Genomic DNA, 24,526 nt, shown 5'->3' with positions numbered 1-24,526 from the left:
TGCCGGAACGACGGCAACTATTAAAGCAAACTAATAAGCCTGGCTATCCCTATAAAAACCGGGAAACTTCAGTTAAAAAATCTTCCTTAGTCTTTACTCAATGACTTGGGCTTTCCGGGTTTCCGTTTTGCCTATGGTCATCAAATCCCAGACCAGCAGAACAAAGCCTGCTGCGGTGACCAGTCCGAAAAATAACCGCCACGCCATTGCACTGACAAACGCAGGATGATTTTGAGCATCGAAGTAACCGCCCCATGTCGAACCGCCCACTGCACGTTCGATAAACGATTGTTCATAGCCTGCAATCAATAACGCAATCGTCATGCCCAGTACGCCGGCGTTTAACAAGCCTAACGCCCATTTCCAGCGCCAGTTATTGACCATGCCGCCGCCCATCCAGACATTACCCCGCCAATGCTGGATTGCCAGATAGAAAAAAGCGATATTGATCGTTGCATACGCACCAAAAAATGCCAGATGGCCATGCGATGCGGACCATTGTGTTCCGTGCGTATACAAATTGATTTGCGGCAGGGTATGCATGAAACCCCAGACACCGGCACCGAAAAAATTTCCGAACGCTTGGGCTATGATCCAGGCAACCGCAGGATGATTGCTGTTTTTAAACGAATGCGTACCGGCGTCATAAAGCGCATGGACGACCATTGCCACCAGAGGAATCGGTTCCAGCGCTGAGAAAAAGCCGCCTATGGTCAGCCAGTATTCCGGCGTGCCTATCCAGAAATAATGATGCCCCAGTCCGAGAATACCGGAGCCGAACATCAATGCGACTTCAATATAGAGCCAGATCTCGACAATCTTGCGCTTTACGCCCAACAGCTTCATCAACGACCAGGCCATGATAACGCCAACCAGCACTTCCCAGGTTGCTTCAACCCATAAGTGAATAACCCACCACCACCAGTACTGGTCATGAGTAATGTTGGTCATATAAAACATGCCCGCGACATAAAGACCGGCCAGCGCAATCAAGTCCAGGGTCAATACCCCGGCGATGCCGGACCATTTGCCTTTGCTGAAAGTTGCCACCACGTTATAGAAAAAGATCAAAATAACGACGACGATGCCGATATCAGCCCATCTTGGTGCTTCAATGTACTCGCGGCCCTCGTTGATCAGCCAGAGACTGGAATCTTTGCCGGGACCGATCTGTACCAGCAAATAAACCAGGACAACCAGCGTGACGGCTGAGGTGAGTACCCAAAATGCGATATTGCCGAGTTTTAATCCGACGATCTCGGTGCCGCTTTCTTCTTCCAGCAGCCAGTAGACACAGCCTATAAAACCATAGAGCATCCATACCACCATGGCATTGATATGCACCATCCGGTTGACGCTGAAATCCAAAATTTCGTACAAAAATCCAGGTGCTAGAAATTGTGTTGCCGCCAGTAATCCAAATAGGATTTGCGCAAAAAACAGGATGACGGCCACGGTAAAGTATTTGACCGATAGCTGCCTGCCCGGGCTTAAATGACTGCTGTCCAGTTCCAGCCAGGTATTGAAATTCTGCCATTGGGTACGTGCTTTATCAAGCCACCCCGAGGTATGTTGAATGACCGCTTCTGATCCTTCTGTGCTCATGATCACTCCTCTGCTTCAATGGTTTTAAAGTTATATGGAAAGCCGTTGGTGTCGATGCTGGACATCCACTTTAAAAAGGCCACGATGCCTTTTGCTTCCGTTTCGGTAATTTTAAGATTCGGCATTTTCCGGTTACTGCCGAAGGTCCTGGCGTTTTTTTCGGGATCCATCAGAAACTTGACCATGAGGTCCTCGCGCAGTTCTGGCGATACCCAGCCCTGATCCAGCCAGGCTTTGGTCAGATCGGGTGCATAGTAAGCCCCGTTGCCCAACAAGGTGTGACAGTTCATGCAGTTTTTGGATTGCACGGTTTTTTTGCCCAAGTCGACCAAGGCTTTGGCGTCCTCTTCAGACAAGGCTTGACCGAACAGCAACTCATCATCGCCTATGACCGGCATAAACTTGTTAACCGCTTTATCAAAGCGGTAATCAATTTTCTTATTGATTACGGCATAGCCGGGCACACGCTTGCTGCCGGCCGTAGTTTGACTTAAAGAATCAAAGGTCAAAACAACCAGAATCAAAAATGATCCTGCAGTGACCCAGATGGCCGTTTTTTTCCAGAATGACTCTGAGGCCCAAAGGGGTGGGGTTTCAGTCATCGGATGTTCTCCTGTAGGGTTAGATTGGTGGTGAAGGTATTAAGGCGGTTGCTAACAAACACGTTTTTGCTGGGCTAAATAGTTATCGATCGGCCGGTGCTTGTTCAGACGGGTGCGTTTTAATGCAAAGATGCCAAATGCCGATCGGTGCAAAAAAATAACCCACGAGCATCGCTACTGAAATCAGTAACCAATACCCTGAAAAATTGGCTGCCCGACTTAACACCACGACGGCAATCACTAATACGGCATACGCAAGATAGGACAAGAGTCTGTAAGTCCTTTTTTGTGAAAGATGCGACCAGGCATAGAGCAGGGCGTAACTCGCTCCCGCCAGAATGACCAGGGCCGATGAAAAAAAAGTAATAAAAAAATCTTTAAGTGCAACAGGTTCGAGCATCACTGGATGAATCTCCCGGCCTGAGCCATGGTTAGGAAGTGGATTCGATTTTTTGCGGCTTGTTGAAATGGTTTTGCACCGTTCGGTTGATTATAAGAAGTCAATTTGAAAAAACTATGCGTACTAATACGTACGTACTTCTTAATGACGGCGTTGACGCCCTTTCAACGACTAACGCGAACAGTATCTTCAACCAATCCAGCATCACTTTGCTAGGCCTCTGATTAAGGCTGACCATCTTTTAATTGTCAGAATAACGGCCCTGCGGTTACATTGTCCTTGATCTAAATCAAGTGAGTTTCAAATGAATGAACAAGGTCTGAATGATTTACGGCGTAATTTTTTATTTGCCGGATTAAACGATGAACAATTTGAACAAATTCGGGAGACGGCTCGTCTGCTTGAAGTTAAAGAAGGTGAGCATTTATTTCATTGTGGCGATGTCGCCCGCCATTTTTTTTGGTTACAGCAGGGGTTGGTTCAACTGTACCGGTTATCACCCGCGGGCGAAGAAAAAGTCATTGATCTTATTCAAGCGGGTCAAACGTTTGCAGAAGCGGTTATGTTTTTTAAACATAATCAATTCCCGGTCGGCGCAAAAACGGTTCGCGACAGTCAATTATGGATGATCGACATGAGTGTATTTCTGGGGTTTTTACAGGAATCCAATGAGCTCTGTTTGCACATGCTCGGTGATATGAGTCGGCGCTTGCACAACGCCATCAAGGAAATTGATCAGTTGACCTTACAAAACGCCAGCGTTCGCGTGATTCAGTTTTTGTTACAATCAGCACCACCCGGCCAGCCGGATCGCTATACCCTTGAATGGGACACGCCTAAACAGGTGCTGGCTTCCCGGCTGTCCGTAAGGCCTGAAACATTTTCACGCATACTTCAGCAGTTGATAAGGCAGCAACTGATTAGCGTCAACGGTAAAACGGTAGAAGTACTCGATCATCAAGGCTTACGCAAGGTCATCACACTCAACGAATAGCAGGGGGTCGACGCAGCAGTTCTTAATAACATCAGTGAGCTGTTTTGAATCGATTCAGGTCGTATCATTAGAAGTGAATGATTGATTCAGAAACTGTATAGTGCAGCTCTCCACCCTAACGAATTGAATACATGAAATTATTAATCCGCAATCTTGCACGTTCCACAACAGAAGCCGAACTGCTGGTCATGTTCCAGGCTCACGGTAAAGTCCAATCTTGTACCCTGGTTAAAGATAAAGAAACCCATTTGTCCAAAGGGTTTGGCTATGTTGAAATGCCTAATCCGGGTGAAGCCAAAGCGGCCGTTCTTGTTCTTAACGGCAAAAATGTCGCCGGTAACAAGATACGCGTTAAAAAAGCCGAGCCCAAAAAGGATGACAGCAAACCTGGAAAATCCCCGTCCAATGCCTAAGTCCGAGATTACCGATCCACTGCACGGCGTTACTCTGGAAAGGGTCGTTACCCGCTTGGTCGAGCATTACGGCTGGGAAGAATTAGGCAGTCTAATCAACATCAAATGTTTCACCAGTAATCCAAGCGTTGCATCCAGCCTCACGTTTTTGCGCAAGACGCCTTGGGCAAGACAAAAAGTGGAGTCGCTGTTTGTCAACACCGAGTGGACGCAGGATAAAAGTTGAAGGGGAGGGCACAAAATCAAAAAAACTGACTTGATTATAAATCTGAAGTTTCCCAGTTTTTATAAGGTTGTCCAGGCTTGTCAGAGAACCATGTTTGCCTTAATAGTTGCCGTCGTTCAGGCAGGGATTGCAGGAACCCAGAAGCCATGGATGGCAAAGGCTGTAGCACGTCCTTGTGCACTGAATTCGCTTACGCGGTCTAACGGCTCCGGCAATTCCTGCCGGGATGACGCCGCTGCCTAACGCGAACAGTGTTTTATTAAAAAGTTTGCCACCGTTTATGCAGACCCTGTCGATAATTCATGCAGCCCAAGTGAGTAGGATGCGGTGACGATAGGAACCGCATCAATCGCGAAAGATGCGGTTCGTTCCCCACCACATCCTAAAAAGTTGACCTTGATGATTGGTTTAGCCTGCGTAGGTCTGAGTACCCAAACTGGAATTTGGGTACTCGAAAATAAAAGCGTAATTATTTTGCGAATTAAAGCTAAGCATTGTCAAATGCCGGCTTGTCGAAAAGTACGATCAGGCGATCCACCCCTTAGATAGCCACCATTCGTCGGATCGCCCATACCACTTGTACAAAGGGATTACATTTCCACCCAATCCGCGACATTACCGGCGGCAGTATCGGCTGTGCATGCCACTTTACGGCCCGAAGTAGAGATCATAATAATTTCCCAAAATCCTGGCTTTAGAGCTGAAATGGTCTGGATATGGGCTGAGTCGCCCAATTTATTCAGGCAGATTTGTTTCGCGGCCTCAACGCCACCCGCTGGTGTATATCCAGACGGGTTCTTTTTATTGCAAGCTTGCCAACCTTCCTCGTAAGTTGGGCCTGCATTACCACTCCGGTCATAATTGCCATTTTTAGCATCTGAGCAACCGCGATTCCATTCTTTGTCGCCACGGTTGAAATTTTGTTGTTTTGCATGTTTATCACAAGAATGCCAGCCTTCTTCGTATGCCGCACCGGCGTTGCCGCTACGGTCGTAGCTAGCTGCTTCCGCATCGGCACAACCGCGGTTCCATTCCTTGTCTTTAGAATTTTTTGATAGTTGGTTGTTATGGTGCTTATTATTGTTACAGGCTTGCCAGCCTTCTTCATAACCGGATCCAGCATTGCCACTACGATCATAAGAGCCCACTTTCGCATCGGCACAACCTCTATCCGCCTCTTCTGCATTGACGGCATCCTTTTGAGAATTCAAGTGCTGGGTCTGATTCTGGGCAGTGTTATCGTTATAATATTGCTGATTGCCGTCGGGAGTGACAATACATCCAGTCAGCGTTACCAGGCCGCCGACCATGGCAGCTAAAATTAAAGCTTTAAAAGGTTTAGACATGAAATTCCACTTTTCGAGAGAGATGAAGAATAAAGAACAGTTAGGTTTGGCAATTAAATTAAAAAGGCATTTTCATTAAAACCGGCATGCTATCGGTGTTCGATTGCTCGTTTTCTACCAATTAAGCTGATATAGATTTGTAATCCTTTAGAGTCTGAAGACATATTACCCGATTTTCCGAATCAGTTGATAGATTGCCGTTGTCCGTGAGAAAGGGAAATGAAAGTCCATAGGGTACGGTGACAATAGGAACCGCATCAATCGCGAAAGATGCGGTTCGTTCCTCACCACATCCTACAATTTGCTATTCATCATTAGCCCGCGTAGGTCCGATTAGCGGATCCGATAAATGTCAACGTAGTTGCCGCCTCTTAAACTTTATAGGGTCAATAAAATGCTGGCCCGCTATAATGTCGCAACCCAAGAGCAAGCCTTGATCACAATCATAAAAGCGGCGATAAAAGCATTGAATCGATCGTCTATGGATTGGATCCCAGTGTATAAAAACAGGCTAAAAACCGCCTTAGATAGTGAATGCAGGATAGAAGATAAAAAGAACCAGGCAACGGAGTAGATGCCAAATGGCACAACGAGAAATCATCGAAGCAATTGAAAAACGTCTCTGGAGCAGCGCGGACAACTTAAGAGCGAACAGCAACTATGCCAGCAACGAGTATTTCATGCCCGTTATGGGGCTGATTTTCCTCCGTCATGCTTACAGCCGTTATCTGGCTGTCAAACCGGACATCGAAGCCACTTTACCCTCCCGTGGCGGCGTTACCAGACCGCTCACCAAAGAAGACTTTTCCAGTAAAGGGGCCATTTTCCTTCAGGAAAAGGCGCAATTCGATACGCTGGTTAATCTGACCGACGCCGAAGATAGAGCCCAAGCCATTATCGATGCAATGGAAGCCATCGAGGCCGACTATGAAACCCTAAAAGGCATCTTGCCCAAAAGCGAATATCAAGAGCTGGACAATGATGTGATTGGCAATCTGCTGCGCACTTTCAACGATCCGGCACTGAAAAAAACAACCGGCGATATTTTTGGCCGTATCTACGAATATTTTCTGACCCAGTTTGCCAACCAGAGCGCGCATGATGGCGGCGAATTTTTCACCCCCGTTTCGCTGGTGCAAATGATCGTCAACTTTATCGAGCCGGATCATGGCTCGGTCATCGATTCCGCTTGCGGTTCCGGCGGCATGTTCGTGCAAAGTGCGCATTTTATTGAACGCATGCACCTTAACCCGCAAGACGTGGTCACCTTCTACGGTGCAGAAAAGAACCCGACCACCATCCGCCTGGCCAAAATGAACTTGGCCGTGCATGGACTGGAAGGCAAAATCCTCAAAGCCATCAGCTATTACGAAGACCCGCACGACTTTCTCGGTAAAGCCGATTTTGTGATGGCCAATCCGCCGTTCAACGTCGATGACGTGGATGCAGAGAAAATCAAAAACGATCCCCGCCTGCCGTTTGGCTTGCCCGGCGTCAATAAAAAAGGCGCGGTATCCAACGGTAACTATCTTTGGATTTCCTATTTCTACAGCTATTTGAATCAAACAGGCCGCGCCGGTTTCGTCATGTCCTCGCAAGCCTCCAGCGCCGGAGGACAAGAAGCGGAAGTCCGGCGCAAGCTGATAGAAAGCGGGCATGTCAGCGCCATGGTCTCTATCCGCTCCAACTTCTTCTATACGCGGTCCGTGCCCTGCGAGCTGTGGTTTTTCGATAAAAACAAACCCGCACAACTGAAAGACAAAGTGTTGATGCTGGACGCACGGAATGTTTATCGCAAGGTCACGCGCAAGATTTACGACTTTTCCCCCGAACAACTGGCCAACCTTACATCCATCGTCTGGCTTTATCATGGCCAGCAAGATCGATTTTTGGCTTTGGTGGAAAATCATCTGCAACGCACACTCGACGATGCCAAGGCCGCCCAACAGCCGATGGCTGAATTTGTCGCTGGGCTGGATGGGTTGATGGGCAAATTAGCTGCCGTCGATTCAGAAACCTGCACAGCGTTTACGCTGCTAGGGAATGACATCACAGCATTTGCAAGCACGATTGAAATCGAAAATAAGGCTTGGGAACCCGCGGCAAAAGACAATGCCGGGTTGCTTGCCGCAGCGAAAGCGTTAGAGCCTATCGCTGAAACCAGCCGCGATCTGATCAAGCAGATCGATCAACTCTTTAAGTTTGGTGAAAAACAAGCCAAGGACAGTGGTGAAAAAGGCCTCACTAAACTGATCAAAGACCTGGAAGAACAGCGCAAAGCCGCCGTCGAACAGCTCAAGCAAGTTCGCACTGTCTTCAAACAAGCCCACTGGCTGCAAGAGCGCTTCCCCGATGCCGAGCTTCGTGATGTGGAAGGCTTGGTAAAGCTGGTTGATATTGCTGAAATCAAAGCCAACGACTGGAGCCTCACGCCGGGGCGTTATGTCGGCGTCGCGCCAGAGATCGAGGACGAAGACTTCGACTTTGAAGAAACCTTGCGGGACATTCATATCGAACTGAAAGGCTTGAATGAAGAAGCCGCAATACTCGCCGCCCAAATCCAGAAGAATTTTGAGGAGTTGGGGATATGAGCGATAGTTTTGGGAAATCGGCTGCGGTGGAAGAATGCGAAAGCCAACAGATCGCGATCTACCAAAGCGAAGACGGATTTGCACAGGTCGAAGTTAATGTCGTTGATGAGACCGTCGGCTGTCACAAGCACAAATGTGCGCTTTATTCGATAAAAATAAGCGCACGGTTTCCGAGCATCTTCGCAACATTTTTAAGGAAGGCGAACTCTTGGAACCGGCAGTTGTCCGGAAATTCCGGACAACTGCCTCCGATGGCAAGTCATTCGCAATACAGTCATGCGTTAAGCAGGGCAAACGCATTAAAACACCATAGAAAATCAGATAGTTAAACTATTCCTTTATCCGGATTAACTATAAGATTTGGTTTTTTTGAAGCCTAAAAAGGCTTTGTGTCGCTATCGCGACGCTTAAGTGGAGTCGGTTCGCGGACCGACAACCGCGATACTTTTCTTTGCTTGTCCAAAGAAAAGTATCCAAAAGAAAAGACACCCGGAGGCCGCTGCATCCTGCGCGCTGACGATTTTACCGAGGGTTTTCGGATGGGCTATCCCTCGCCCTCCGAAAACGAGCGGCATCCCTGCCGCTCCCCTAGCGGGCAATTCTCGGCAAAATCGCCAGTGCTCGGCGCGGCCTAACGGGCCCCAGGGAGGGACGCCCTAAGTTAAGCCAAATTGATTATGCGTTCTAAGCAACCAGATAACATATTGATATTGATTATTTTAATGCGTTAACCCTGATGCGTTAAGCGTGTTGGACGACGCCTTTCATCCTAATGTGTTAAATTCTCGTCATTCCGGCATGGATTGCCGGAAACCAGACTCCATGGATGGATCGAAGTTTACCATCCATGGCACTGGATACCCGCTTCCCGGCGGGTATGACGGGCTAGTGAACAAATTTGACAAAGTAAAATTAAAAGCCATTTGTTTGAGTATGGCAACAAGCACATTGCCGACAATGCCCTGGTGGCGTTTACCTTACTGATTGCCGAGAGCAAGCCGGAAGAAATGACCACGATAGTTAAGGTCATCATTAATCTGATCAATGACAAAATCGAATGAGTGAATGGGGAGGTCGTGTGATGTTGAGACGGAAGGATTTAGAAAAAACCTTGTGGGATATTCATATCGAACTGAAAGGCTTGAACGAAGAAGCCGCAATACTCGCCGCCCAAATCCAGAAGAATTTTGAGGAGTTGGGGGTATGAAGTGGCCTGAAGTACCAATTAAGGATGTTTGTTTATTGGCTGTAGATTGTGTTAACAAAACAGCGCACGTAGTAGATTATGAAACACCTTACAGGATGTTACGAACCACAAATGTTCGAGGAGGATTCGTTGATGCTGAAAACACACGTTTTGTTACTGAAGAAACTTTTCTGAAATGGACTAGAAGAGGTATCCCACAAAAAGGGGATGTCATCTTAACAAGAGAAGCACCTTTGGGTGATATTGGAAGGCTCACATCAGATAATACTGTGTTTCTTGGTCAGAGACTCTTTATGTACAGGGCTGATCCCGAAAGACTTAATTCAGAATATCTAGCCTATGTTCTCCAATCACCCTTGGTTCAAGGACGCATAAAATCAAAAGGCTTCGGAGCTACTGTTGAACATGCTCGCGTTGGAGATTGTGAAAATCTTTTAATTCCAGTTCCTGACCTTCGTATTCAGGAAAGAATTGGGGAAACTCTTTCTGCTTACGACGACCTCATCGAAAACAATAAACGTCGAATTAAATTGTTAGAGGAATCGGCTCGGCAGCTTTATAAGGAATGGTTTGTGCGCTTCCGCTTCCCCGGCCATGAGCATGTCAAAATCATAGATGGTGTGCCGGAGGGGTGGAAAAAGAAGCCTCTAAGAAAGTTGCTGACTCTAAACTATGGGAAAGCATTAAAGGCGGAATACCGCATTCCGGGCAATATCCCAGTTTATGGCTCTAGTGGCGTTGTAGGAACTCACAACAAACCACTTGTAAAAGGCCCAGGTATGATCGTCGGTAGAAAAGGAAATGTAGGAAGTATTTTCTGGTCGCATTTAGATTTCTTCCCCATCGACACCGTATATTTCGTAAGTGCGGATGAGAGCAATTATTTTATTTATTATGCACTCTTACATACCGTATTTATAAGTACGGATGTAGCAGTTCCCGGCTTGAACAGAGACTTCGCATACAGTAAGGAAATTCTTATACCCACAGAAACACTTATTTCCGACTTTGAAGAAAGCGTTGCGCCGATCTTCAAACAATGTGACGTACTTTCAAGGTACAACGAACCGCTAGCAAAGGCACGCGACCTCCTACTTCCAAAACTAATGAGCGGAGAGATTGCCGTATGACCAAGCCCGACACGCTGCCTTGGTGCGCCATTATTGCTGGGCCCAACGGCGCGGGTAAAACAACCTTTGCCTTACACTACCTACCCTCTGTTTTAGGGTGCCGAAGCTTCGTTAATGCCGATGCCATTGCAGCGGGTTTGTCGCCTCTGGCACCGGAGCATGAACGAATTTCGGCGTCACGCCTGTTTTTGAAAGAAATTGAGCACTATATAGGCAAGCAAGAATCCTTTGCTTTTGAAACCACACTGTCAGGCAAATCATACTTACGACTGATCAGACGTTTGCAAGCGAAGGGTTGGCAAGTGGCGTTGTTTTATTTATGGCTACCGGATGTTGAACTTTCGATTGCTCGGGTAAAAGAGCGTGTAGAACATGGTGGACATGCTATTCCCGAAGAGGATATTCGCCGCCGCTTTCCACGCAGTATTAAGAATCTCCAAAGCGATTATGGAAAGCTGTGCGACATCACCTTGTGTTTTGACAACAGTGCTGAACCCGAGTTGATTTATACTCAGCGGGGTGAGCAAATCAAGATTGAAAACACCCTGACTTATAAACGGTTATTGGAGCAAGCTGAATATGAAACTCGATGATGATTTAGCAAAACAGGCGCTAACCGCAATGCGGCAAGCGGTTAACGAAGCACTACTTAAAAAGCAAAAACTGGGACAATATGCCGTGCGCTACAGCGGCAATACAGTGCAGCGTGTCGAAGCCCCGGATATCGCTCTTGTTGAAGAAAATACCGCTAAGCAACAAGGTTGAAGCCGATGACTCCACTCAACGAAGACACGCTGGTTCAGGCCACCGCCGCCGATTATCTGCACACTCAACTCGGTTGGAACAGTGTCTATGCCTTTAACTCCGAAACCTTTGGCATTGAAAGCACACTGGGGCGGCTATCGGACAAAGATGTGATCCTTACTCGCTATCTGGGCGAGGCTTTGGTGAAGCTCAATCCCGGTTTGCCGCATGCGGCTTATCAGGACGCACTCGGAATGTGTCAATGACATTGAGACACCAAGTTGTTTTATTTAGTGTCTAACTGTTGTTTATTTATGGGTCAAGTTTCTCCTTTGTGTTATTAGGCGGATTGATCCAAACGGCGTTGGGCAAGCGGGGCGGCAAGGGGCACTGTCCTTTGAATCGCTTTGGGTTGGCAAGGAAAGCCGTTTCCAGGGTTTTGGCGCGGGCTTGGTATACCTTAGCCGCTTGGTCGAAGTGGACGGTGGCCGGGGTCATGTAACCGATGCCCGAGTGGCAATGGGACTGGTTGTACCACTGGAAGAAGCGTTGGCAATGGCTGCGGGCATCTTCAAGGCATCCGAAGCGGACGGGGAAATCAGGCCGATATTTCAAGGTTTTGAACTGGGCCTCGGAATAGGGATTGTCATCCGAGACATAAGGCCGGCTATGGGTCTTGGCGACATCCAGATCAACCAACAAGGCGGCCACCGGCTTGCTGCGCATGCTGGAACCGCGGTCGGCATGCAGCGTCAGCGTATGCGGCGGGATGTTGTGCTTGGTCACTGTTTCGGCGATCAGCTGCTCGGCCAGTTCGGCGGTTTCCCGCGGAGCGACCATCCAACCGACCACATAGCGGCTATAAATATCCAGGATCACATACAGGTGGAAACAGGTCCATTTGGCCGGGCCTTTGAGTTTCGTGATATCCCAGCTCCAGACTTGATTGGGCGCGGTGGCCAGGAGTTCCGGTTTGGTATAGACCGGGTGTATCCGTTGGCGCCTGCGCTCCGCCGACAGGCCGTCCGCCTCCAGGGCGCGGTACAAGGTGCGCACCGAGCCGATGTAGCGCCCCTCGTCCAGCAGGGTGGCATAGACAAAATACGGCGAGCAATCGGCGAAGCGTTCGCTGTTAAGCACCGCCAGCAGTTGCTGTCGCTCACTGGTCGAGAAAGCCAGCGGGGCGGGTGGACGAGGCACCCGCGTTACCGGCACAGGCACCAGGAGGCGCCGGCGGGCATCCTCGCGATAGACCGAACTGCGGTTCAAATTCAGGGCCGCGCAAGCCGACGCCAGGCCGACCTCCGGGGCCAACTGGTTAAGGGCTTGCATCAGCAGGACTCGCTCGGCGTCTCGTCCGTCGGCAGACCGAACAAGACGCAAAGTTTTTTTTGGACCTCAATAATGGCATTGGCCTGAGCCAGTCTGCGGCGCAGACGCTCATTTTCCTGAGTAAGTTGGTGCACACGACGATCCTCGGCCTGAGCCGGGTCGGCCTTGCGCCCACGTTTTTGCGGCGCCAACGCGGCGCGCTCATCGGCAGCGCGCTGCCTACGCCAAGTTGACAGATGGGAGGAGTAAATCCCTTCTTTGCGCAATAAAGCGCCAATCTCACCCAGCTGTGTACAGCGATCAGCGGCCTCCAGGATACGGCGCTTGTCGCTGCTGGTAAATTGTCGGCGCTGGGCGGTGGCAACCACCTCTGGGTCGGGCCGCGCGCCGGAGGTCGCGTTTTCAGCCGCCCTACGGGCGTCTTCCAACGCGACCTCCGGCGCAGTTACTTGTGGTGATTCCATGGTCTCTGCTTTCGATTTGCTCATGATTCTGGCCTACCTTTATACTCTAATTTCCGAGGGGTAGGTGTCTCAGGTCATATTGGCACAGGGGGACTGCGGCAAATCACCGAAGCGCCGGTGACGGAAAACACGCTGCAAATTAACCATGAGCAGTACGAACGGGTCAAAAATGGCGTGTTGGTTCAGTACCGCAACGGCAAGGGCGAACTGGAGAAAAAGCGGCTCAAAGTTTTTGATTTTGACAACCCCGAAAACAATCACTTTCTGTGCGTGCGCGAGCTTTGGGTCCGCGGTGATATTTACCGCCGCCGCGCCGACATTGTTGGCTTTGTGAATGGCCTGCCGCTGATGTTTATCGAGTGCAAGACCCTTCATAAAGACATTCGCCATGCCTATGAGAAGAATTTTTCCGATTACAAAGATACGGTTCCGCACCTGTTCCACCATAATGCCTTTGTGATCCTGGCCAATGGGGTGAATGCCAAAATAGGTTCACTCTCCAGCAAATTTGAGCACTTCAACGATTGGAAGCGGCTGGCCGAAAATGATACCGGCGTAGTGGATATGGAGACTTTGCTCAAGGGCGTGTGCAACAAACGGGATTTTCTCGACCTGTTTGAAAACTACATACTGTTTGATGAAAGCAAGGGGAAACTGGTCAAAATCGTGGCCCGAAACCACCAGTTTTTGGGTGTCAATCGCGCCATCGAAGCCGTTAAAAACCGTGAGGCACGGCAAGGAAAGCTGGGCGTATTCTGGCACACCCAAGGCTCGGGCAAGTCGTATTCCATCGCGTTCTTTACCCGCAAGATACACCGAAAAATCGGCGGCAATTTTACCTTTCTGATTTGTACCGACCGCGAGGATTTGGATAAGCAAATCTACAACACTTTTGCCGGATGCGGACTGGTTGATAACGACCAAGACCCTTGCCGGGCAGGGTCGGGCGAACATTTGCAAACTTTACTTAATCAGCATAAAGCCTACGTTTTTTCGTTGGTGCAGAAATTCAATAAGGATGTTGACCCCGCCAAGCCTTATTCCGACCGCGACGACATCATTGTGATTACCGACGAAGCGCACCGTACCCAGTATGGCCGGTTGTCGCTGAATATGCGCAATGCGCTGCCCAATGCCAGCTATATCGGCTTTACCGGTACGCCATTGTTCAAGGACGATGAAATCACCCGCCGCGTGTTCGGTGATTACGTTTCGACCTACGACTTTCAACGCGCTGTCGAAGATAAGGCCACCGTGCCGCTGTATTACGACTCTCGGGGTGAGAAGTTGGGCATTGCGACCCATTCACTGAATGAGCGTATCGCGGAAAAGCTGGAAGCGCTAGAGATAGACGATCAGGACGTGGCGGAACGCCTGGAGCGGGAGCTCAAGCGCGATTACCATCTGATTACTGCGCAAAGCCGTTTGGAACAAGTGGCCGAAGACTTTGTGGAGCATTACAGCACCGGCTGGGAAAACGGCAAAGCCATGCTGGTGTGCATCGATAAGGTTACTTGTGTGCGTATGGAGCAGATCATCCATGACAAGTGGCTAGTGAAGATTGCCGAACTGGAAAAACAGCTTCGCTCATTGGCGGATGAACAGGCGATCATGGACATGACCCGCAAGCTGGACTGGATGCGCGAAACCATCATGGCCGTGGTGGTCAGCGAGGAACAGGGCGAAGTCGATAAGTTTCGGAAATGGGGGTTGGACATTACCCCGCATCGGAAACTGATCAAGGAAGGCTTTGAAACACCGGATGGCAAAAGAATCGATATTGAGAACGCTTTTAAAAAAGGCGAGCACCCGTTCCGCGTTGCGATTGTCTGTGCCATGTGGCTGACTGGTTTTGACGTACCCACCTTATCGACTTTATATCTGGATAAACCGCTGAAAGCGCACACGCTGATGCAGGCGATTGCCCGTGCTAACCGCGTGTATGAGGGTAAAAACAACGGTCTGATCGTGGATTACTGCGGTATTCTGAAAAACCTGCGCAAAGCCTTGGCGACGTTTGCAGGGCATACCGGTGTAGATGGTGGCAATGGCGAACCGCCGCCAGAGCTAGACCCGGTTAAGCCAGAGGAAGAACTCTTGGCTGATTTGGCGGAAACCATTGAAGCCGTGCGCTCATTCTTGAGCGCCCAGTCTTTCCGCTTGGAAAGCGTCAGTGAGTTGCGAGGCTTTGAGCGTAATAAAGCCATTATAGATGCTAAAGAAATCGTCAATCAAAATGACGAAACCAGAAAACGCTTTGAAATCATCTGCCGCGAAGTCTTCAAGAAATTTAAGGCCTGCCTGACGATCAAGGCCGTTAACAACTTCCGCGCCGCACACGACGCCATCAGCATCATCTATAAAAGCCTGCAGGAGGATGTGGAGAAAGCCGATATTTCGGAGATCATGCGCGAGCTCCATGCCATTATCGAACAAAGCATAGTGCCCAATAAGGGCATTAAAGAGCCGAGCAAACTTTACGATATCAGCCAGATCGACTTTGAACGCTTGCGGAAAGAATTCGAGCGCTCTCCAGCCAAAAATACGACCGTTCAGAGTCTGAAAGACATCATCGAAAGGAAGCTGCTCAAAATGCTGATGCAAAATCCAACCCGGACGGATTTTCAAAAACACTACGAAGCCATTATCGACGAGTACAACAACGAGAAAGACAGGGTGACCATCTTAGCGACCTTCGAAGCTCTGCTAAAGCTGGTGGATGCCTTGTCCGAAGAAGAGCAGCGGGCAGTCAAGGAAGGTTTGTCTGAAGAATCTCTGGCTTTTTTCGACTTGTTGTTAAAACCAGACCTTAATAAGGCGGAAATTGATCAAATCAAAAAAGTAGCTGAGGGTCTTTATACAACGCTGAAGGCGGAAGTGGACCGCATCCAAAACTTTACCGCCAAACAAAGCACCCGCGACGAGATAAAAATCAAGATTAAAGATTATCTGTGGAATGAGAAGACGGGGCTTCCAGAAATCTTTGCGCCGGAGGAAGTCGACGAAAAGACAGAGCTGGTGTTCAAGCATCTGTTAATTGCCAATAAGAACAGTATGTACGTGTAAGTCTGTAGGATGCGGTGACGACAGGAACCGCAATAATCGCGAATGATGCGGTCCGTTTCTCACCACATCCTACAAAATTGCGGTCGCAGTTCAGTTTTGAGCGCTATTTACTCTCACCCGAAATTTATCAAAACGGGCCGCGTAGTTCGACCGGTTATTATCCTCACCACCAGAGGCATCTCCGTCTGGACGAGCATAGACAACCATGGCGACGCGTGCTAAGACATTGGATGTGCTCGGGGCGTCAACTGTACCTAGATATTGATCGTCGATGTAATAAGATGTAGTCCGGTTCTCGTAGTCGATAAGCATACTGATGTGATGCCACTGGTTTAAGGAAATGGGCGTAAAGAATGTCGGTGCCGCGCCCGGGATTGCATTGAAGTCGAAAGCTTCTGCCACTCCCTCGGAAGACAGCCCAACTTCGCCCAGTGTTTCGCCATTGCCTGAACGAGCGGCGATTGTGAGGGAGAAGAACTGGCCTGGCGTCGCGTCCTGATTCGTTTCAAGTAGTAGGTCGGCATCGACATGTACCCTGGAGTTTTTGGCGTTTATAGTCTGATCGAGCGGCCTTCGGTACGATCCTACCGCATCATAAGGGGCTGTGATGCCCTCTGATCCAATCAGATCAGCACCAAAGATTTCCACGGACTGTTTTTGGTGACTCGCTGCGTCGCGCGTGATCTTCGCAGCCTCGGGATTCAAGAACGGCGGGATAGCCGTCGACCAATTGTCGAGCCCCAGTAGCTGATCACCAACCTGGAAAGTCGGTTGCTCGAAACTGGTGGAGTACAGCGTAATCGTAGGTTTATTGTCGTTGCTAGTCTTCGCCATGACAAATGAGGAAGTGACTGCCGCGAACGCGATGAAAACTACGCTTCGAAAACATATGTTTCGAGCGAATATTCCTAATGTTTCAACTGCATTTTGAGCTTTTATGTTTTTTTTCATGATTAGTCCCCTTGTGCGCTAAGTGCATGTTATTTTTATTTAACTGTCTCTACTACACTGCGTTTTTCTCTCTCACAGTACAAGGCAGAACGATCAAACAAGCCCAAAGTCCGTTAAATCTTATGTTGGTGATCGAAAAGCCCTAACCGGCATCTCATGTCATGAAGCAATTGGTTACTGGGTATCGCTGAAAGTCATTTATGTTGAAAAAATGAAGTTTCCCAATAATTTCAAAACAGTTTTCCATTGTGCTTGGTCTGCCGGAACGACGGTAACTATTAATGCAAACATAGTTCTCTAACAAGTCTGGATAACCTTAAAAACAGGAAACTTCAGTTGAAAAATAATTCACGTCAAAATAAAAGTAAATAAGAGCAAATACTTAGAAGCTTAGAATGCGGTGACGATAGGAACCGCATCGATCGCGAATGATGCGGTTCGTTCCTCACCACATCCTACAAAATTACCATTTTTGATCGGATATAGGTTCATTCTTGATGCTTGGATTTAAACACAGGCCTGATCCGCACCTCTTTCCTTTGTAAGTTTTACTACATTACCTTTGCTGTGTACTGCGTTGTCTTGTCGTAATCATCCTCTTTTTGTCTTCAAACCCGCTAATACAGCCACTTGTGTTATTGGCAAGTGTTTTGCTTTAGATCAGGTAAAGGCGTCTGATGCCTGATGACAAAACCTGGTCTTAGCGTTGAGATTGATGCATGAAACCCTACTCTCGAACCATCATCATTGACGACACCACACTCAGAGACGGTGAGCAATCAGCGGGTGTTTCTTTTTCTGTTGATGAGAAACTTGGCATTGCCAGGCAGCTTGCAAGTATGGGCGTACCGGAACTGGAAATCGGTATTCCTGCGATGGGCGAGCCTGAGAGAGAAGAGATCAAGGCGATTGTTGAGCTTAACTTGCCCAGTCGTCTGGTAGTTTGGTCCAGAATGCGGGAAGACGATTTACAGCACTGCTTGAATTTGAATGTCGATCTGGTGGATTTATCGATTTCAGCGTCCGATCAACATATCCGTCATAAATTAAAACAAAGCCGGGCATGGGTTCTGGACACGATAGACAGACTGGTCAAAACGGCAAGAGATGCCGGCCTCAACGTCTGCGTAGGTGCCGAAGATGCCTCCAGAGCTGATCCTGATTTTTTAGCCAAAATGGCTGAAGCCGCGCAAAGGGCAGGGGCAGAACGCATTCGTTTTGCGGATACTGTCGGGATAATGGAGCCTTTCGGTGTCCTGGAAAGCATCAAGCAACTGCGTTCCGTGACTGATCTGGATATTGAAATGCATGCACATGATGACTTGGGTTTGGCGACCGCAAACACGCTGGCTGCAGCGATTGCAGGGGCCACTCATCTGAATACCACCGTGAACGGGCTGGGTGAGCGGGCCGGAAACGCGGCTTTGGAAGAAGTGGTGCTTGGTTTAAGGCAATTGTATGGCATAGAAACCGGTATTGAACTGCAAAACTTTACTGAATTGTCGGGTCTGGTCGCCAGAGCCTCGGGCGATACTATCGGTTCACGTAAAAGTCTGATCGGCAGTGCGGTGTTCAGTCATGAGGCAGGCATCCATGTCGATGGCTTATTGAAGGACCCGAACAATTATCAAGGCATTGATCCGGCAGTTGTGGGTCGTAGCCACCAATTGGTGTTGGGCAAACATTCCGGAACCCAGGGCGTGGTTCATGCCTACCGGCAGATTGGTATCCAACTCAGCCGGACTCAGGCGTTATCGATTTTGCCGCATATCCGGCAATTTGTAAGTGTGTACAAACGTATTCCGCAACGCGGAGATTTAAATCATTTTCTACAACAAGTGTGAGGTGTGTCATGAACGAGGACCGCGAACAAGAGCGAACCGAGGAAGAAGTTGAGCATCAAACGATAGATTTTCTTGATGGGGATGATGATTTTCCAGGTTCATTTTTCAGGATTCCCGGTACACCGGTACCCGGAAAAACGACCTGGAGCCTGGTGTAATGGTAGCCTTCATTCCGGACTATGCGATGAATCACGAACATAGCTTAACGCAACAATGGCGGGAAGATGTTGCTTGCGTTTTCGCCCGCGATCCTGCCGCTCGCAGCCGGATTGAAGTATTACTCGCTTATCCCGGAGTTCATGCGGTGCTGTTGCATCGCGTCAGTCATAAGTTATGGCGGTCAAACTGGTTTTTGACCGCAAGACTGCTGTCATCGTTTACCCGCTGGATGACGCATGTCGACATCCACCCCGGTGCCTCTATAGGCCGACGGTTTTTCATTGATCACGGCGCCGGTGTCGTGATCGGCGAGACGACCATAGTCGGCGACGATGTTACGCTTTATCACGGTGTCACGTTGGGTGGAACCTCCTGGAACAAGATTAAACGCCATCCGACGTTAGGTAATAATGTGTTGATCGGCGCCGGTGCCAAAGTGCTGGGCGCCATTACGCTGGGTAACAATGTCAGGGTTGGCGCAAACTCGGTAGTGGTCAAGGATGTGCCGCATTGTTGCACCGTGGTCGGGATTCCCGGACGTGTGATTCAGAGTAAAGGTCTGAAGATTACCAATGAATACGGCATCGATCTGGATCATCATCTGGTGCCTGATCCGGTTGGCAAGGCGATTAATTGTGTGCTGGAGCGTTTGGATAAATTGGAGTCACAGCAAAAACGGATTGACGAGGAAGCCTGTGTGAGCTGCGATGCCGAAACTGTTTGCCGTTCCGAACTGGTCAAAAGCCAAGTGGATAGGGTAGGCCTCTGATGGACTTACTCGATTTCGATGCGCAGGATTTGTATTTCGAATGCGAAGATTCTGCTGAAGTACAAACCTTAATCGGACTGGCAGCAGAGCTTTACGGTCAACAAGGGGCGGAATTGCCGTTGTTGCAGGCTTATTTAAGGGCGCCCGAATCGCTTAATGTCCTGGTGGCATTGAACCGGTTTTATTATTACCAGCACCGTTTGACTGAAGCCCTGCTGATTTCTGAGAAAGCGCTGGACATAATCCGCTGCGGCTTGACCTTACCTGACGATTGGCGTCAGATGAACCGTCAGTCTATCACCGAAGCATCGGCCGAACAATTGACCCGGATCAGGCTTTATTTGTTTACGTTAAAGTCCATCGGTTTTTTAAATATGCGCCTTAATAATCTGGTTTTGAGCCGGAGTATATTCGAAAAACTGACGGAACTGGATGCCAAGGATCGTATTGGCGCCCAAGGCCTTTTGGAGTTAGTTATCAACCGGCAGGCCGAGGCTTGAAGGCGTGTTGTACCGCTCATGGTAAAAGCCTGTGCTGCCATCGTTTTTAAATTTTTTTCAGGAAAGAGATCATGCCAAGACCGGAAAAACATGTGTTTGTCTGTACCCAAAACAGACCCCAGGGTCATCCGCGCGGCTCTTGTGCAGCCAGTGGTTGTGCCGAAGTGATGAACGAATTCATGAATGAAATACAAAGCCGCAATTTATTCGAGAAGATCGGATTAACTAATACCGGTTGCATGGGGCCCTGCACATTAGGCCCTAGTGTGTTGATTTATCCGGAAGGCCTGATGTACGGCAAAGTTAAAAAAGAAGATGTCAAACAGATCATTGATGAACATCTTCTGGGTGGCACGCCCGTCGCATCACTGGTCGTGCCTGCCGAGGTCTGGTAGGCCATGACCGCTTTGCAGCTCTTTGAAGAAAGCGTGCTGTTTGCTCCAAATATACCCGAAGCCGTTAACCAAATTCTGCAATCAGCGGTGTCTGCCAGTCATGATGATGAAGTGACGGCAGAGCGGCTTTTTATAAAAGCTCGGAAATTGGATAGCCATTGCTTACAGACCTATTTTGCGTTGTACAAATTTTATTTTTACCGGGCGCGGTTGGCGGAAGCCGAATCCACCGTTCTAGCCGCATTGGAGGAAGCTGCCCGTCAGGGCCGTTTCCCTTCAGATTACAAGCGACTGGTCAGGGAAAAGGAAAAATGGAATTTGTATTCCAACGAAGTCGCCCATTTTTATCTGTATTCCTTAAAAGCCTTGGCCTTTATCAAATTACGCAGCGGACAGGCCATTGAAGCCCGGGTTATTTTGACCTGTCTACAGGAGCTTGACCCTGAAGACAGGTCCGGCTCATCCGTGATCAGCGATTTAGCGTCCGCCTTGGAGATTGAGTAGCCATGAATACACTTCAGCAAAAAATCAACGAATACCGGCCACTGGGCGACGTTATCTGTCAGGAAATCACCCAGGCCATTCAGAAACTGGGCTTAGAAGAGCTGGGTGAGTCGGGTTATCCTGTTTTTGAGCAAGCTGATTTCCGTTTGGTTGTCGATCCTTATTCGCGCTGCGAAGATTTGGCCGGCTATTGGTACGGCGCGCATAAACGGCTAATCGGGCAAATTCAATTTCACGGCGACGGCAGTTTCTACGCTGAATACGATGTACTGAAGCCGCATCCAACCAAAAAACATTATTTTATCGATGTCATGAATGCCTGGGGGAAGGAAGGGTATATCAAGACAGAGCCGAAACTTTTGGAAATGCCGGAATAAGTGATGGATGACCCCAAGCGCATCTATGAACTGTTACTGGATTATTGTACGGATAACCTGCCTGTCGACCGCTTGACTGTCGGTTTGGTGTGGACCGTTTGTCAGACAGCGGGCGATGGAGCCAAACAAGCTTCGATAGGATTAAGTATGAGTCCCGGCATTCCCACGCGCTTATTGCCCTGGGCAGGAGCATTGACAACACGGACCTTATGTGATCTGGCTCCCTGGGTCAACTCCTGGGATCCTTATCAATCTACTGTCGCGATGGCGGCGATCAATTGTTGCATCAATGCTCGCGCAATGCCCGATTCCATTGCGCTGGACAGCCATTCAGACAATCAAAACCTTGCCGTATTTGATTATTTTTTGCCGCAATTGCAAGGTAAAAAAGTGGTTGTGATTGGCCATTACCCTGGAATTGAGGCTTACCGTAATCGCTTCGATTTAACCGTTTTAGAGCGTAAGCCCGGAGGAATTGACTGGCCGGACAGCGCTTGCGAATTTGTGATACCCGGCGCTGACTGGGTATTTATCACCGGCAGTTCACTCGCAAACAAAACTTTTCCCCGATTGGCCGAATTGGCAGCCGATACCACCACTGTGTTGATGGGACCTAGCGTTCCCTGGTTGCCGCAACTTTATGAATTCGGCATCGATTATCTGGCCGGAGTAGAAATAACCGATTCAGAAAAATTGTACCGGACCGTCGAACAAGGCGGTGGGGTAAGGATTTTCGGAAACGGTCTGCGCTACCGCATTGCTACCTTGTCTCCTCAAAACAATCAAGCGTGGTTAAAAAACCAGATAGCCGGTTGTTTTAATGAAAGGAACGGTCTAACTGCGATGATGGATCAATGGTACAGCGAAGGTCAAACGGCACGGTTTCCGAAATTACCTGATCTGGAGCGGGTCAATGCACGCTTATCTCGGATGGACAGCAGTTTTAAGCAGTTATGGGATCAACAAGGAGATAGCGCATGACCGCGCCTGGATCGGAATTCAATGATTGCCGCCTGCTGCTTTACTACAAGGGCGATATCAGTGCATTGACCTTGTTTGCCCAGCATCAGAACGGTTCGGTGTGTTTTCCTGAGCCTTTGCCTGTACTGTCCAGTGCTCTGGAGGAAGACGAAACGGTCGCTCAGAAAGTGGCTTTGCATCCGGCTATGTTGATCAATGCGATCAACAATTTGCTGGCGTTACCTCACGATTTGTTACAACCAGAACCCGGTTTTAAAGCCCAAATTGATACGCCGGGCGGCATTATCACCGTTTATATGGCCAGGCTTGCCCGATTAGATCCGCCTCATGCCTTGATGCAAGCCAAGGATTGCTCGCTCAAAACACTGCCTTCACTGCGTGGCAGGCCTCCAGCGGAAATGGAATTATTGCGCCGCGCCTATGTAAAAGTAATGGAAACCTGACGGTGTTCGATTTTTTTGAATCGGAAGACACGGTCGATTCAAGGCAAGACCCAGGCGGACTTTATCTGCCTGATGCCGCCGAATGCATGCGCTGCGGCCTGTGTGTGAGTCAGTGCCCGACGTACCAATTGTTTCAGACTTATGAAGAGTCGCCGCGCGGGCGCGTTAAAACCCTAGGTAAAATTCTGCTGGACGATCAGACCATTGATGTTGACGAGTTGACGCATCTGAACAATTGCCTGCAATGCCGGGCTTGTGAAACAGTATGCCCCAGTCAGATGGCCTATGGTCGCTTGTTCGATCAAGCTCAGGCACGGTTAAGTGAAGGCCTGAAACTCAGTATTTTGGCAAGACTCGCTTTCCGTCTCATTGAAATCAAAAACCTTCGCAGGGCATTGTTACCGTTCATCCGGGTCTATATCCGTTCGGGTCTGCAATCTCTGATTCGTCGCAGCGGTTTGTTAGACCGGTTGAACCTGACAGCAGCCGATCATTTAGCCGCAGTACCGGCACTGGCAAAATTAGCGGACTTCTATCCCACGCAGATTGCGCGTCAAGGCAAAGTCGGTTTATTTACCGGTTGTTTGAGCGATCATTTTGACAGAGACAGCTTGAATGCGGCTATCACATTACTCAATGCCATCGGCTACGATGTCTGGGTTTCATCTGAACAAACCTGCTGTGGGGCCATTCATCAACATAATGGGCAGCAAGCCAAAGCACTCCTTTTTGCTGATCAAAACAAGCTGGTTTTTAATGGGTTGGATGTCGATGCCGTGGTTTTTACTGCAACGGGTTGCGGGGCTATGCTGGACGAATATGCGCAAGACGATCAAGCAGGCCTACTCTTTCAGTCCCGGCTTTTCGATATCAATGATTTTCTGTTGCAGCATTGGCCTGAGCAGCAGATCATGAAACCGACTGATTTGACCGTTGCCGTTCATGAACCTTGCAGTCAACGGAATGTTCTGAAAAATCAGACAGCGGTCTATCGCTTGTTGGAAAAAATTCCGGGATTATCCGTTCAGTCACTGCCTGATAATCATCTTTGCTGCGGATCGGCCGGAAGTTACATGCTGACGCATCCGGATAACGCAGATCGCCTTAAAGCATTGAAGCTGGATACTATCGCCCAGGCAAAGCCCGATGTGGTGGTCAGTGCCAATTTCGGTTGTGCACTTCATCTTAATACCGGTTTAGCAAAGGCCGGGGTTCAAGTCGTGCATCCTTTGGTGCTCTTGGTCAACCAATTAGAATCTGACCTGCAATTGCCAGTTTGAACTTTTAATGGTGCTTTGAGGGTTGGCGTAAGCCTTGCGAGGAACGCCGTAGACCCCTCCATGGGGGCTTGACGGCAGCATTCCGGCTGCCAAAATCCCCGCAAAGCTTAACGCCTCTCCCTCTTAATCATCAAACTGGCTGAGTGTTCATCCATTCCTCTTATCAAGCCCTGATTTTGTCGTTAAACCGACAATTCAGCAAA

Annotated in this window: 28 protein-coding genes; 22 read left to right on the top strand and 6 right to left on the bottom strand. The window is 49.0% G+C overall.

The genetic code is table 11. The features are described from left to right. Window positions 1-93: 93 nt before the first annotated feature. From GO003_RS17850 to GO003_RS17840, 3 genes are all read right to left on the bottom strand, one after another. Window positions 94-1,605 (bottom strand): cbb3-type cytochrome c oxidase subunit I, encoded by a 1,512-nt coding sequence (locus GO003_RS17850; protein ID WP_159658018.1) that lies wholly within the window; start codon window positions 1,603-1,605, stop codon window positions 94-96. Window positions 1,606-1,607: 2 nt separating this feature from the next. Beyond that, window positions 1,608-2,207, bottom strand: a complete 600-nt coding sequence (locus tag GO003_RS17845) for a c-type cytochrome (protein WP_159658017.1) — start codon at window positions 2,205-2,207, stop codon at window positions 1,608-1,610. Between the two features lie 82 nt (window positions 2,208-2,289). Then, complete coding sequence (locus GO003_RS17840) at window positions 2,290-2,607, bottom strand: hypothetical protein (RefSeq protein ID WP_159658016.1); 318 nt, start codon at window positions 2,605-2,607, stop codon at window positions 2,290-2,292. A gap of 304 nt (window positions 2,608-2,911) precedes the next feature. Here GO003_RS17840 and GO003_RS17835 point away from each other — a divergent pair, with 304 nt between their 5' ends. The 3 genes from GO003_RS17835 to GO003_RS17825 all read left to right on the top strand — a co-directional run bounded on the left by GO003_RS17835 (window position 2,912) and on the right by GO003_RS17825 (window position 4,240). Then, a complete protein-coding gene (locus GO003_RS17835; protein ID WP_206444724.1) occupies window positions 2,912-3,601 on the top strand; it encodes a Crp/Fnr family transcriptional regulator in 690 nt (229 codons plus the stop codon). A gap of 131 nt (window positions 3,602-3,732) precedes the next feature. Further along, complete coding sequence (locus tag GO003_RS17830) at window positions 3,733-4,014, top strand: RNA recognition motif domain-containing protein (protein ID WP_159658015.1); 282 nt, start codon at window positions 3,733-3,735, stop codon at window positions 4,012-4,014. Next, complete coding sequence (locus GO003_RS17825; RefSeq protein WP_159658014.1) at window positions 4,007-4,240, top strand: VF530 family protein; 234 nt, start codon at window positions 4,007-4,009, stop codon at window positions 4,238-4,240. The genes GO003_RS17830 and GO003_RS17825 overlap by 8 nt, the downstream gene beginning before the upstream one ends. A gap of 590 nt (window positions 4,241-4,830) precedes the next feature. Here GO003_RS17825 and GO003_RS17820 read toward each other — a convergent pair. Continuing rightward, window positions 4,831-5,586 carry a hypothetical protein gene (locus GO003_RS17820; RefSeq protein ID WP_159658013.1) on the bottom strand — a complete coding sequence of 252 codons (756 nt, stop codon included), beginning with the start codon at window positions 5,584-5,586 and terminating at the stop codon, window positions 4,831-4,833. Window positions 5,587-6,167: 581 nt separating this feature from the next. On the opposite strand from GO003_RS17820, the gene GO003_RS17815 reads away from it, so the two are divergent. The 8 genes from GO003_RS17815 to GO003_RS17780 all read left to right on the top strand — a co-directional run bounded on the left by GO003_RS17815 (window position 6,168) and on the right by GO003_RS17780 (window position 11,524). Then, window positions 6,168-8,177, top strand: coding sequence for a class I SAM-dependent DNA methyltransferase (locus GO003_RS17815; protein WP_159658012.1), 2,010 nt, complete (start codon window positions 6,168-6,170; stop codon window positions 8,175-8,177). Then, entirely contained in the window at window positions 8,174-8,506 is a 333-nt protein-coding gene (locus GO003_RS17810; RefSeq protein ID WP_159658011.1) for a hypothetical protein, read from the top strand. Before GO003_RS17815 ends, GO003_RS17810 begins: the two co-directional genes overlap by 4 nt. 594 nt (window positions 8,507-9,100) lie before the next feature. Then, a complete protein-coding gene (locus tag GO003_RS17805; RefSeq protein ID WP_206444723.1) occupies window positions 9,101-9,238 on the top strand; it encodes a hypothetical protein in 138 nt (45 codons plus the stop codon). After that, window positions 9,235-9,384 (top strand): hypothetical protein, encoded by a 150-nt coding sequence (locus tag GO003_RS17800; protein WP_159658010.1) that lies wholly within the window; start codon window positions 9,235-9,237, stop codon window positions 9,382-9,384. The genes GO003_RS17805 and GO003_RS17800 overlap by 4 nt, the downstream gene beginning before the upstream one ends. Then, window positions 9,381-10,514: a restriction endonuclease subunit S gene (locus tag GO003_RS17795; RefSeq protein ID WP_159658009.1), complete on the top strand. Its 1,134-nt coding sequence runs from the start codon at window positions 9,381-9,383 to the stop codon at window positions 10,512-10,514. Before GO003_RS17800 ends, GO003_RS17795 begins: the two co-directional genes overlap by 4 nt. Beyond that, window positions 10,511-11,107 (top strand): zeta toxin family protein, encoded by a 597-nt coding sequence (locus GO003_RS17790; protein ID WP_159658008.1) that lies wholly within the window; start codon window positions 10,511-10,513, stop codon window positions 11,105-11,107. Before GO003_RS17795 ends, GO003_RS17790 begins: the two co-directional genes overlap by 4 nt. Further along, a complete protein-coding gene (locus tag GO003_RS17785; protein WP_159658007.1) occupies window positions 11,094-11,279 on the top strand; it encodes a hypothetical protein in 186 nt (61 codons plus the stop codon). Before GO003_RS17790 ends, GO003_RS17785 begins: the two co-directional genes overlap by 14 nt. 5 nt (window positions 11,280-11,284) lie before the next feature. Further along, window positions 11,285-11,524 (top strand): hypothetical protein, encoded by a 240-nt coding sequence (locus tag GO003_RS17780; RefSeq protein WP_206444722.1) that lies wholly within the window; start codon window positions 11,285-11,287, stop codon window positions 11,522-11,524. 46 nt (window positions 11,525-11,570) lie between these two features. Here the strand turns inward: GO003_RS17780 and GO003_RS17775 are convergent. Further along, a protein-coding gene (locus GO003_RS17775; protein ID WP_407942121.1) for an IS3 family transposase occupies window positions 11,571-13,054 on the bottom strand; the annotation gives its coding sequence in 2 pieces (ribosomal slippage) (window positions 11,571-12,643 and window positions 12,643-13,054; 1,485 coding nt in all). 117 nt (window positions 13,055-13,171) lie between these two features. Between GO003_RS17775 and GO003_RS17770 the strand changes: the two genes are divergently transcribed. Next, a complete protein-coding gene (locus GO003_RS17770; protein WP_231089055.1) occupies window positions 13,172-16,120 on the top strand; it encodes a type I restriction endonuclease subunit R in 2,949 nt (982 codons plus the stop codon). Between the two features lie 90 nt (window positions 16,121-16,210). Here GO003_RS17770 and GO003_RS17765 read toward each other — a convergent pair whose 3' ends face one another. Beyond that, window positions 16,211-17,071, bottom strand: a complete 861-nt coding sequence (locus GO003_RS17765; RefSeq protein WP_159654709.1) for a hypothetical protein — start codon at window positions 17,069-17,071, stop codon at window positions 16,211-16,213. A 719-nt stretch (window positions 17,072-17,790) separates the two neighbouring features. Here GO003_RS17765 and nifV point away from each other — a divergent pair. The 10 genes from nifV (at window position 17,791) to GO003_RS17715 (ending at window position 24,323) form a co-directional block, all read left to right on the top strand. After that, window positions 17,791-18,915 (top strand): homocitrate synthase, encoded by a 1,125-nt coding sequence (nifV, locus tag GO003_RS17760; protein ID WP_159654711.1) that lies wholly within the window; start codon window positions 17,791-17,793, stop codon window positions 18,913-18,915. An 8-nt stretch (window positions 18,916-18,923) separates the two neighbouring features. Continuing rightward, window positions 18,924-19,073, top strand: a complete 150-nt coding sequence (locus tag GO003_RS17755; RefSeq protein WP_164505710.1) for a hypothetical protein — start codon at window positions 18,924-18,926, stop codon at window positions 19,071-19,073. Then, on the top strand, window positions 19,073-19,843 hold the full coding sequence (gene cysE, locus GO003_RS17750) for a serine O-acetyltransferase (protein ID WP_159654713.1): 771 nt from the start codon (window positions 19,073-19,075) through the stop codon (window positions 19,841-19,843). Before GO003_RS17755 ends, cysE begins: the two co-directional genes overlap by 1 nt. After that, on the top strand, window positions 19,843-20,343 hold the full coding sequence (locus tag GO003_RS17745) for a hypothetical protein (protein ID WP_159654715.1): 501 nt from the start codon (window positions 19,843-19,845) through the stop codon (window positions 20,341-20,343). Before cysE ends, GO003_RS17745 begins: the two co-directional genes overlap by 1 nt. Before the next feature lie 71 nt (window positions 20,344-20,414). Continuing rightward, complete coding sequence (locus GO003_RS17740) at window positions 20,415-20,738, top strand: (2Fe-2S) ferredoxin domain-containing protein (protein WP_159654717.1); 324 nt, start codon at window positions 20,415-20,417, stop codon at window positions 20,736-20,738. A 3-nt stretch (window positions 20,739-20,741) separates the two neighbouring features. After that, window positions 20,742-21,242 (top strand): tetratricopeptide repeat protein, encoded by a 501-nt coding sequence (locus GO003_RS17735; protein ID WP_159654719.1) that lies wholly within the window; start codon window positions 20,742-20,744, stop codon window positions 21,240-21,242. Window positions 21,243-21,244: 2 nt separating this feature from the next. Continuing rightward, on the top strand, window positions 21,245-21,619 hold the full coding sequence (locus GO003_RS17730) for a hypothetical protein (protein WP_159654721.1): 375 nt from the start codon (window positions 21,245-21,247) through the stop codon (window positions 21,617-21,619). A 3-nt stretch (window positions 21,620-21,622) separates the two neighbouring features. Further along, window positions 21,623-22,600, top strand: a complete 978-nt coding sequence (locus tag GO003_RS17725) for a DUF364 domain-containing protein (protein WP_159654723.1) — start codon at window positions 21,623-21,625, stop codon at window positions 22,598-22,600. Beyond that, window positions 22,597-23,043, top strand: a complete 447-nt coding sequence (locus GO003_RS17720) for a hypothetical protein (protein WP_159654725.1) — start codon at window positions 22,597-22,599, stop codon at window positions 23,041-23,043. Before GO003_RS17725 ends, GO003_RS17720 begins: the two co-directional genes overlap by 4 nt. 2 nt (window positions 23,044-23,045) lie before the next feature. Next, window positions 23,046-24,323, top strand: coding sequence for a (Fe-S)-binding protein (locus GO003_RS17715; RefSeq protein ID WP_231089054.1), 1,278 nt, complete (start codon window positions 23,046-23,048; stop codon window positions 24,321-24,323). Window positions 24,324-24,526: the final 203 nt, after the last annotated feature.

The sequence above is a fragment of the Methylicorpusculum oleiharenae genome (assembly GCF_009828925.2).
GTDB lineage: Bacteria > Pseudomonadota > Gammaproteobacteria > Methylococcales > Methylomonadaceae > Methylicorpusculum > Methylicorpusculum oleiharenae.
This window is presented reverse-complemented; position numbering and strand designations above follow the sequence as displayed.

Bases quoted from the DNA above. Each gene is read 5' to 3' on its own strand.
- GO003_RS17780 (WP_206444722.1), top strand. From the start codon at position 11,285: ATGACTCCACTCAACGAAGACACGCTGGTTCAGGCCACCGCCGCCGAT.
- nifV (WP_159654711.1), top strand. From the start codon at position 17,791: ATGAAACCCTACTCTCGAACCATCATCATTGACGACACCACACTCAGA.
- GO003_RS17840 (WP_159658016.1), bottom strand. From the start codon at position 2,607: ATGCTCGAACCTGTTGCACTTAAAGATTTTTTTATTACTTTTTTTTCA.
- GO003_RS17785 (WP_159658007.1), top strand. From the start codon at position 11,094: ATGAAACTCGATGATGATTTAGCAAAACAGGCGCTAACCGCAATGCGG.
- GO003_RS17810 (WP_159658011.1), top strand. From the start codon at position 8,174: ATGAGCGATAGTTTTGGGAAATCGGCTGCGGTGGAAGAATGCGAAAGC.
- GO003_RS17740 (WP_159654717.1), top strand. From the start codon at position 20,415: ATGCCAAGACCGGAAAAACATGTGTTTGTCTGTACCCAAAACAGACCC.
- GO003_RS17815 (WP_159658012.1), top strand. From the start codon at position 6,168: ATGGCACAACGAGAAATCATCGAAGCAATTGAAAAACGTCTCTGGAGC.
- GO003_RS17745 (WP_159654715.1), top strand. From the start codon at position 19,843: ATGGACTTACTCGATTTCGATGCGCAGGATTTGTATTTCGAATGCGAA.
- GO003_RS17800 (WP_159658010.1), top strand. From the start codon at position 9,235: ATGAGTGAATGGGGAGGTCGTGTGATGTTGAGACGGAAGGATTTAGAA.
- GO003_RS17755 (WP_164505710.1), top strand. From the start codon at position 18,924: ATGAACGAGGACCGCGAACAAGAGCGAACCGAGGAAGAAGTTGAGCAT.
- GO003_RS17820 (WP_159658013.1), bottom strand. From the start codon at position 5,586: ATGTCTAAACCTTTTAAAGCTTTAATTTTAGCTGCCATGGTCGGCGGC.
- GO003_RS17845 (WP_159658017.1), bottom strand. From the start codon at position 2,207: ATGACTGAAACCCCACCCCTTTGGGCCTCAGAGTCATTCTGGAAAAAA.
- GO003_RS17730 (WP_159654721.1), top strand. From the start codon at position 21,245: ATGAATACACTTCAGCAAAAAATCAACGAATACCGGCCACTGGGCGAC.
- GO003_RS17850 (WP_159658018.1), bottom strand. From the start codon at position 1,605: ATGAGCACAGAAGGATCAGAAGCGGTCATTCAACATACCTCGGGGTGG.
- GO003_RS17835 (WP_206444724.1), top strand. From the start codon at position 2,912: ATGAATGAACAAGGTCTGAATGATTTACGGCGTAATTTTTTATTTGCC.
- GO003_RS17720 (WP_159654725.1), top strand. From the start codon at position 22,597: ATGACCGCGCCTGGATCGGAATTCAATGATTGCCGCCTGCTGCTTTAC.
- GO003_RS17725 (WP_159654723.1), top strand. From the start codon at position 21,623: ATGGATGACCCCAAGCGCATCTATGAACTGTTACTGGATTATTGTACG.
- GO003_RS17735 (WP_159654719.1), top strand. From the start codon at position 20,742: ATGACCGCTTTGCAGCTCTTTGAAGAAAGCGTGCTGTTTGCTCCAAAT.
- GO003_RS17795 (WP_159658009.1), top strand. From the start codon at position 9,381: ATGAAGTGGCCTGAAGTACCAATTAAGGATGTTTGTTTATTGGCTGTA.
- cysE (WP_159654713.1), top strand. From the start codon at position 19,073: ATGGTAGCCTTCATTCCGGACTATGCGATGAATCACGAACATAGCTTA.
- GO003_RS17830 (WP_159658015.1), top strand. From the start codon at position 3,733: ATGAAATTATTAATCCGCAATCTTGCACGTTCCACAACAGAAGCCGAA.
- GO003_RS17790 (WP_159658008.1), top strand. From the start codon at position 10,511: ATGACCAAGCCCGACACGCTGCCTTGGTGCGCCATTATTGCTGGGCCC.
- GO003_RS17765 (WP_159654709.1), bottom strand. From the start codon at position 17,071: ATGAAAAAAAACATAAAAGCTCAAAATGCAGTTGAAACATTAGGAATA.
- GO003_RS17825 (WP_159658014.1), top strand. From the start codon at position 4,007: ATGCCTAAGTCCGAGATTACCGATCCACTGCACGGCGTTACTCTGGAA.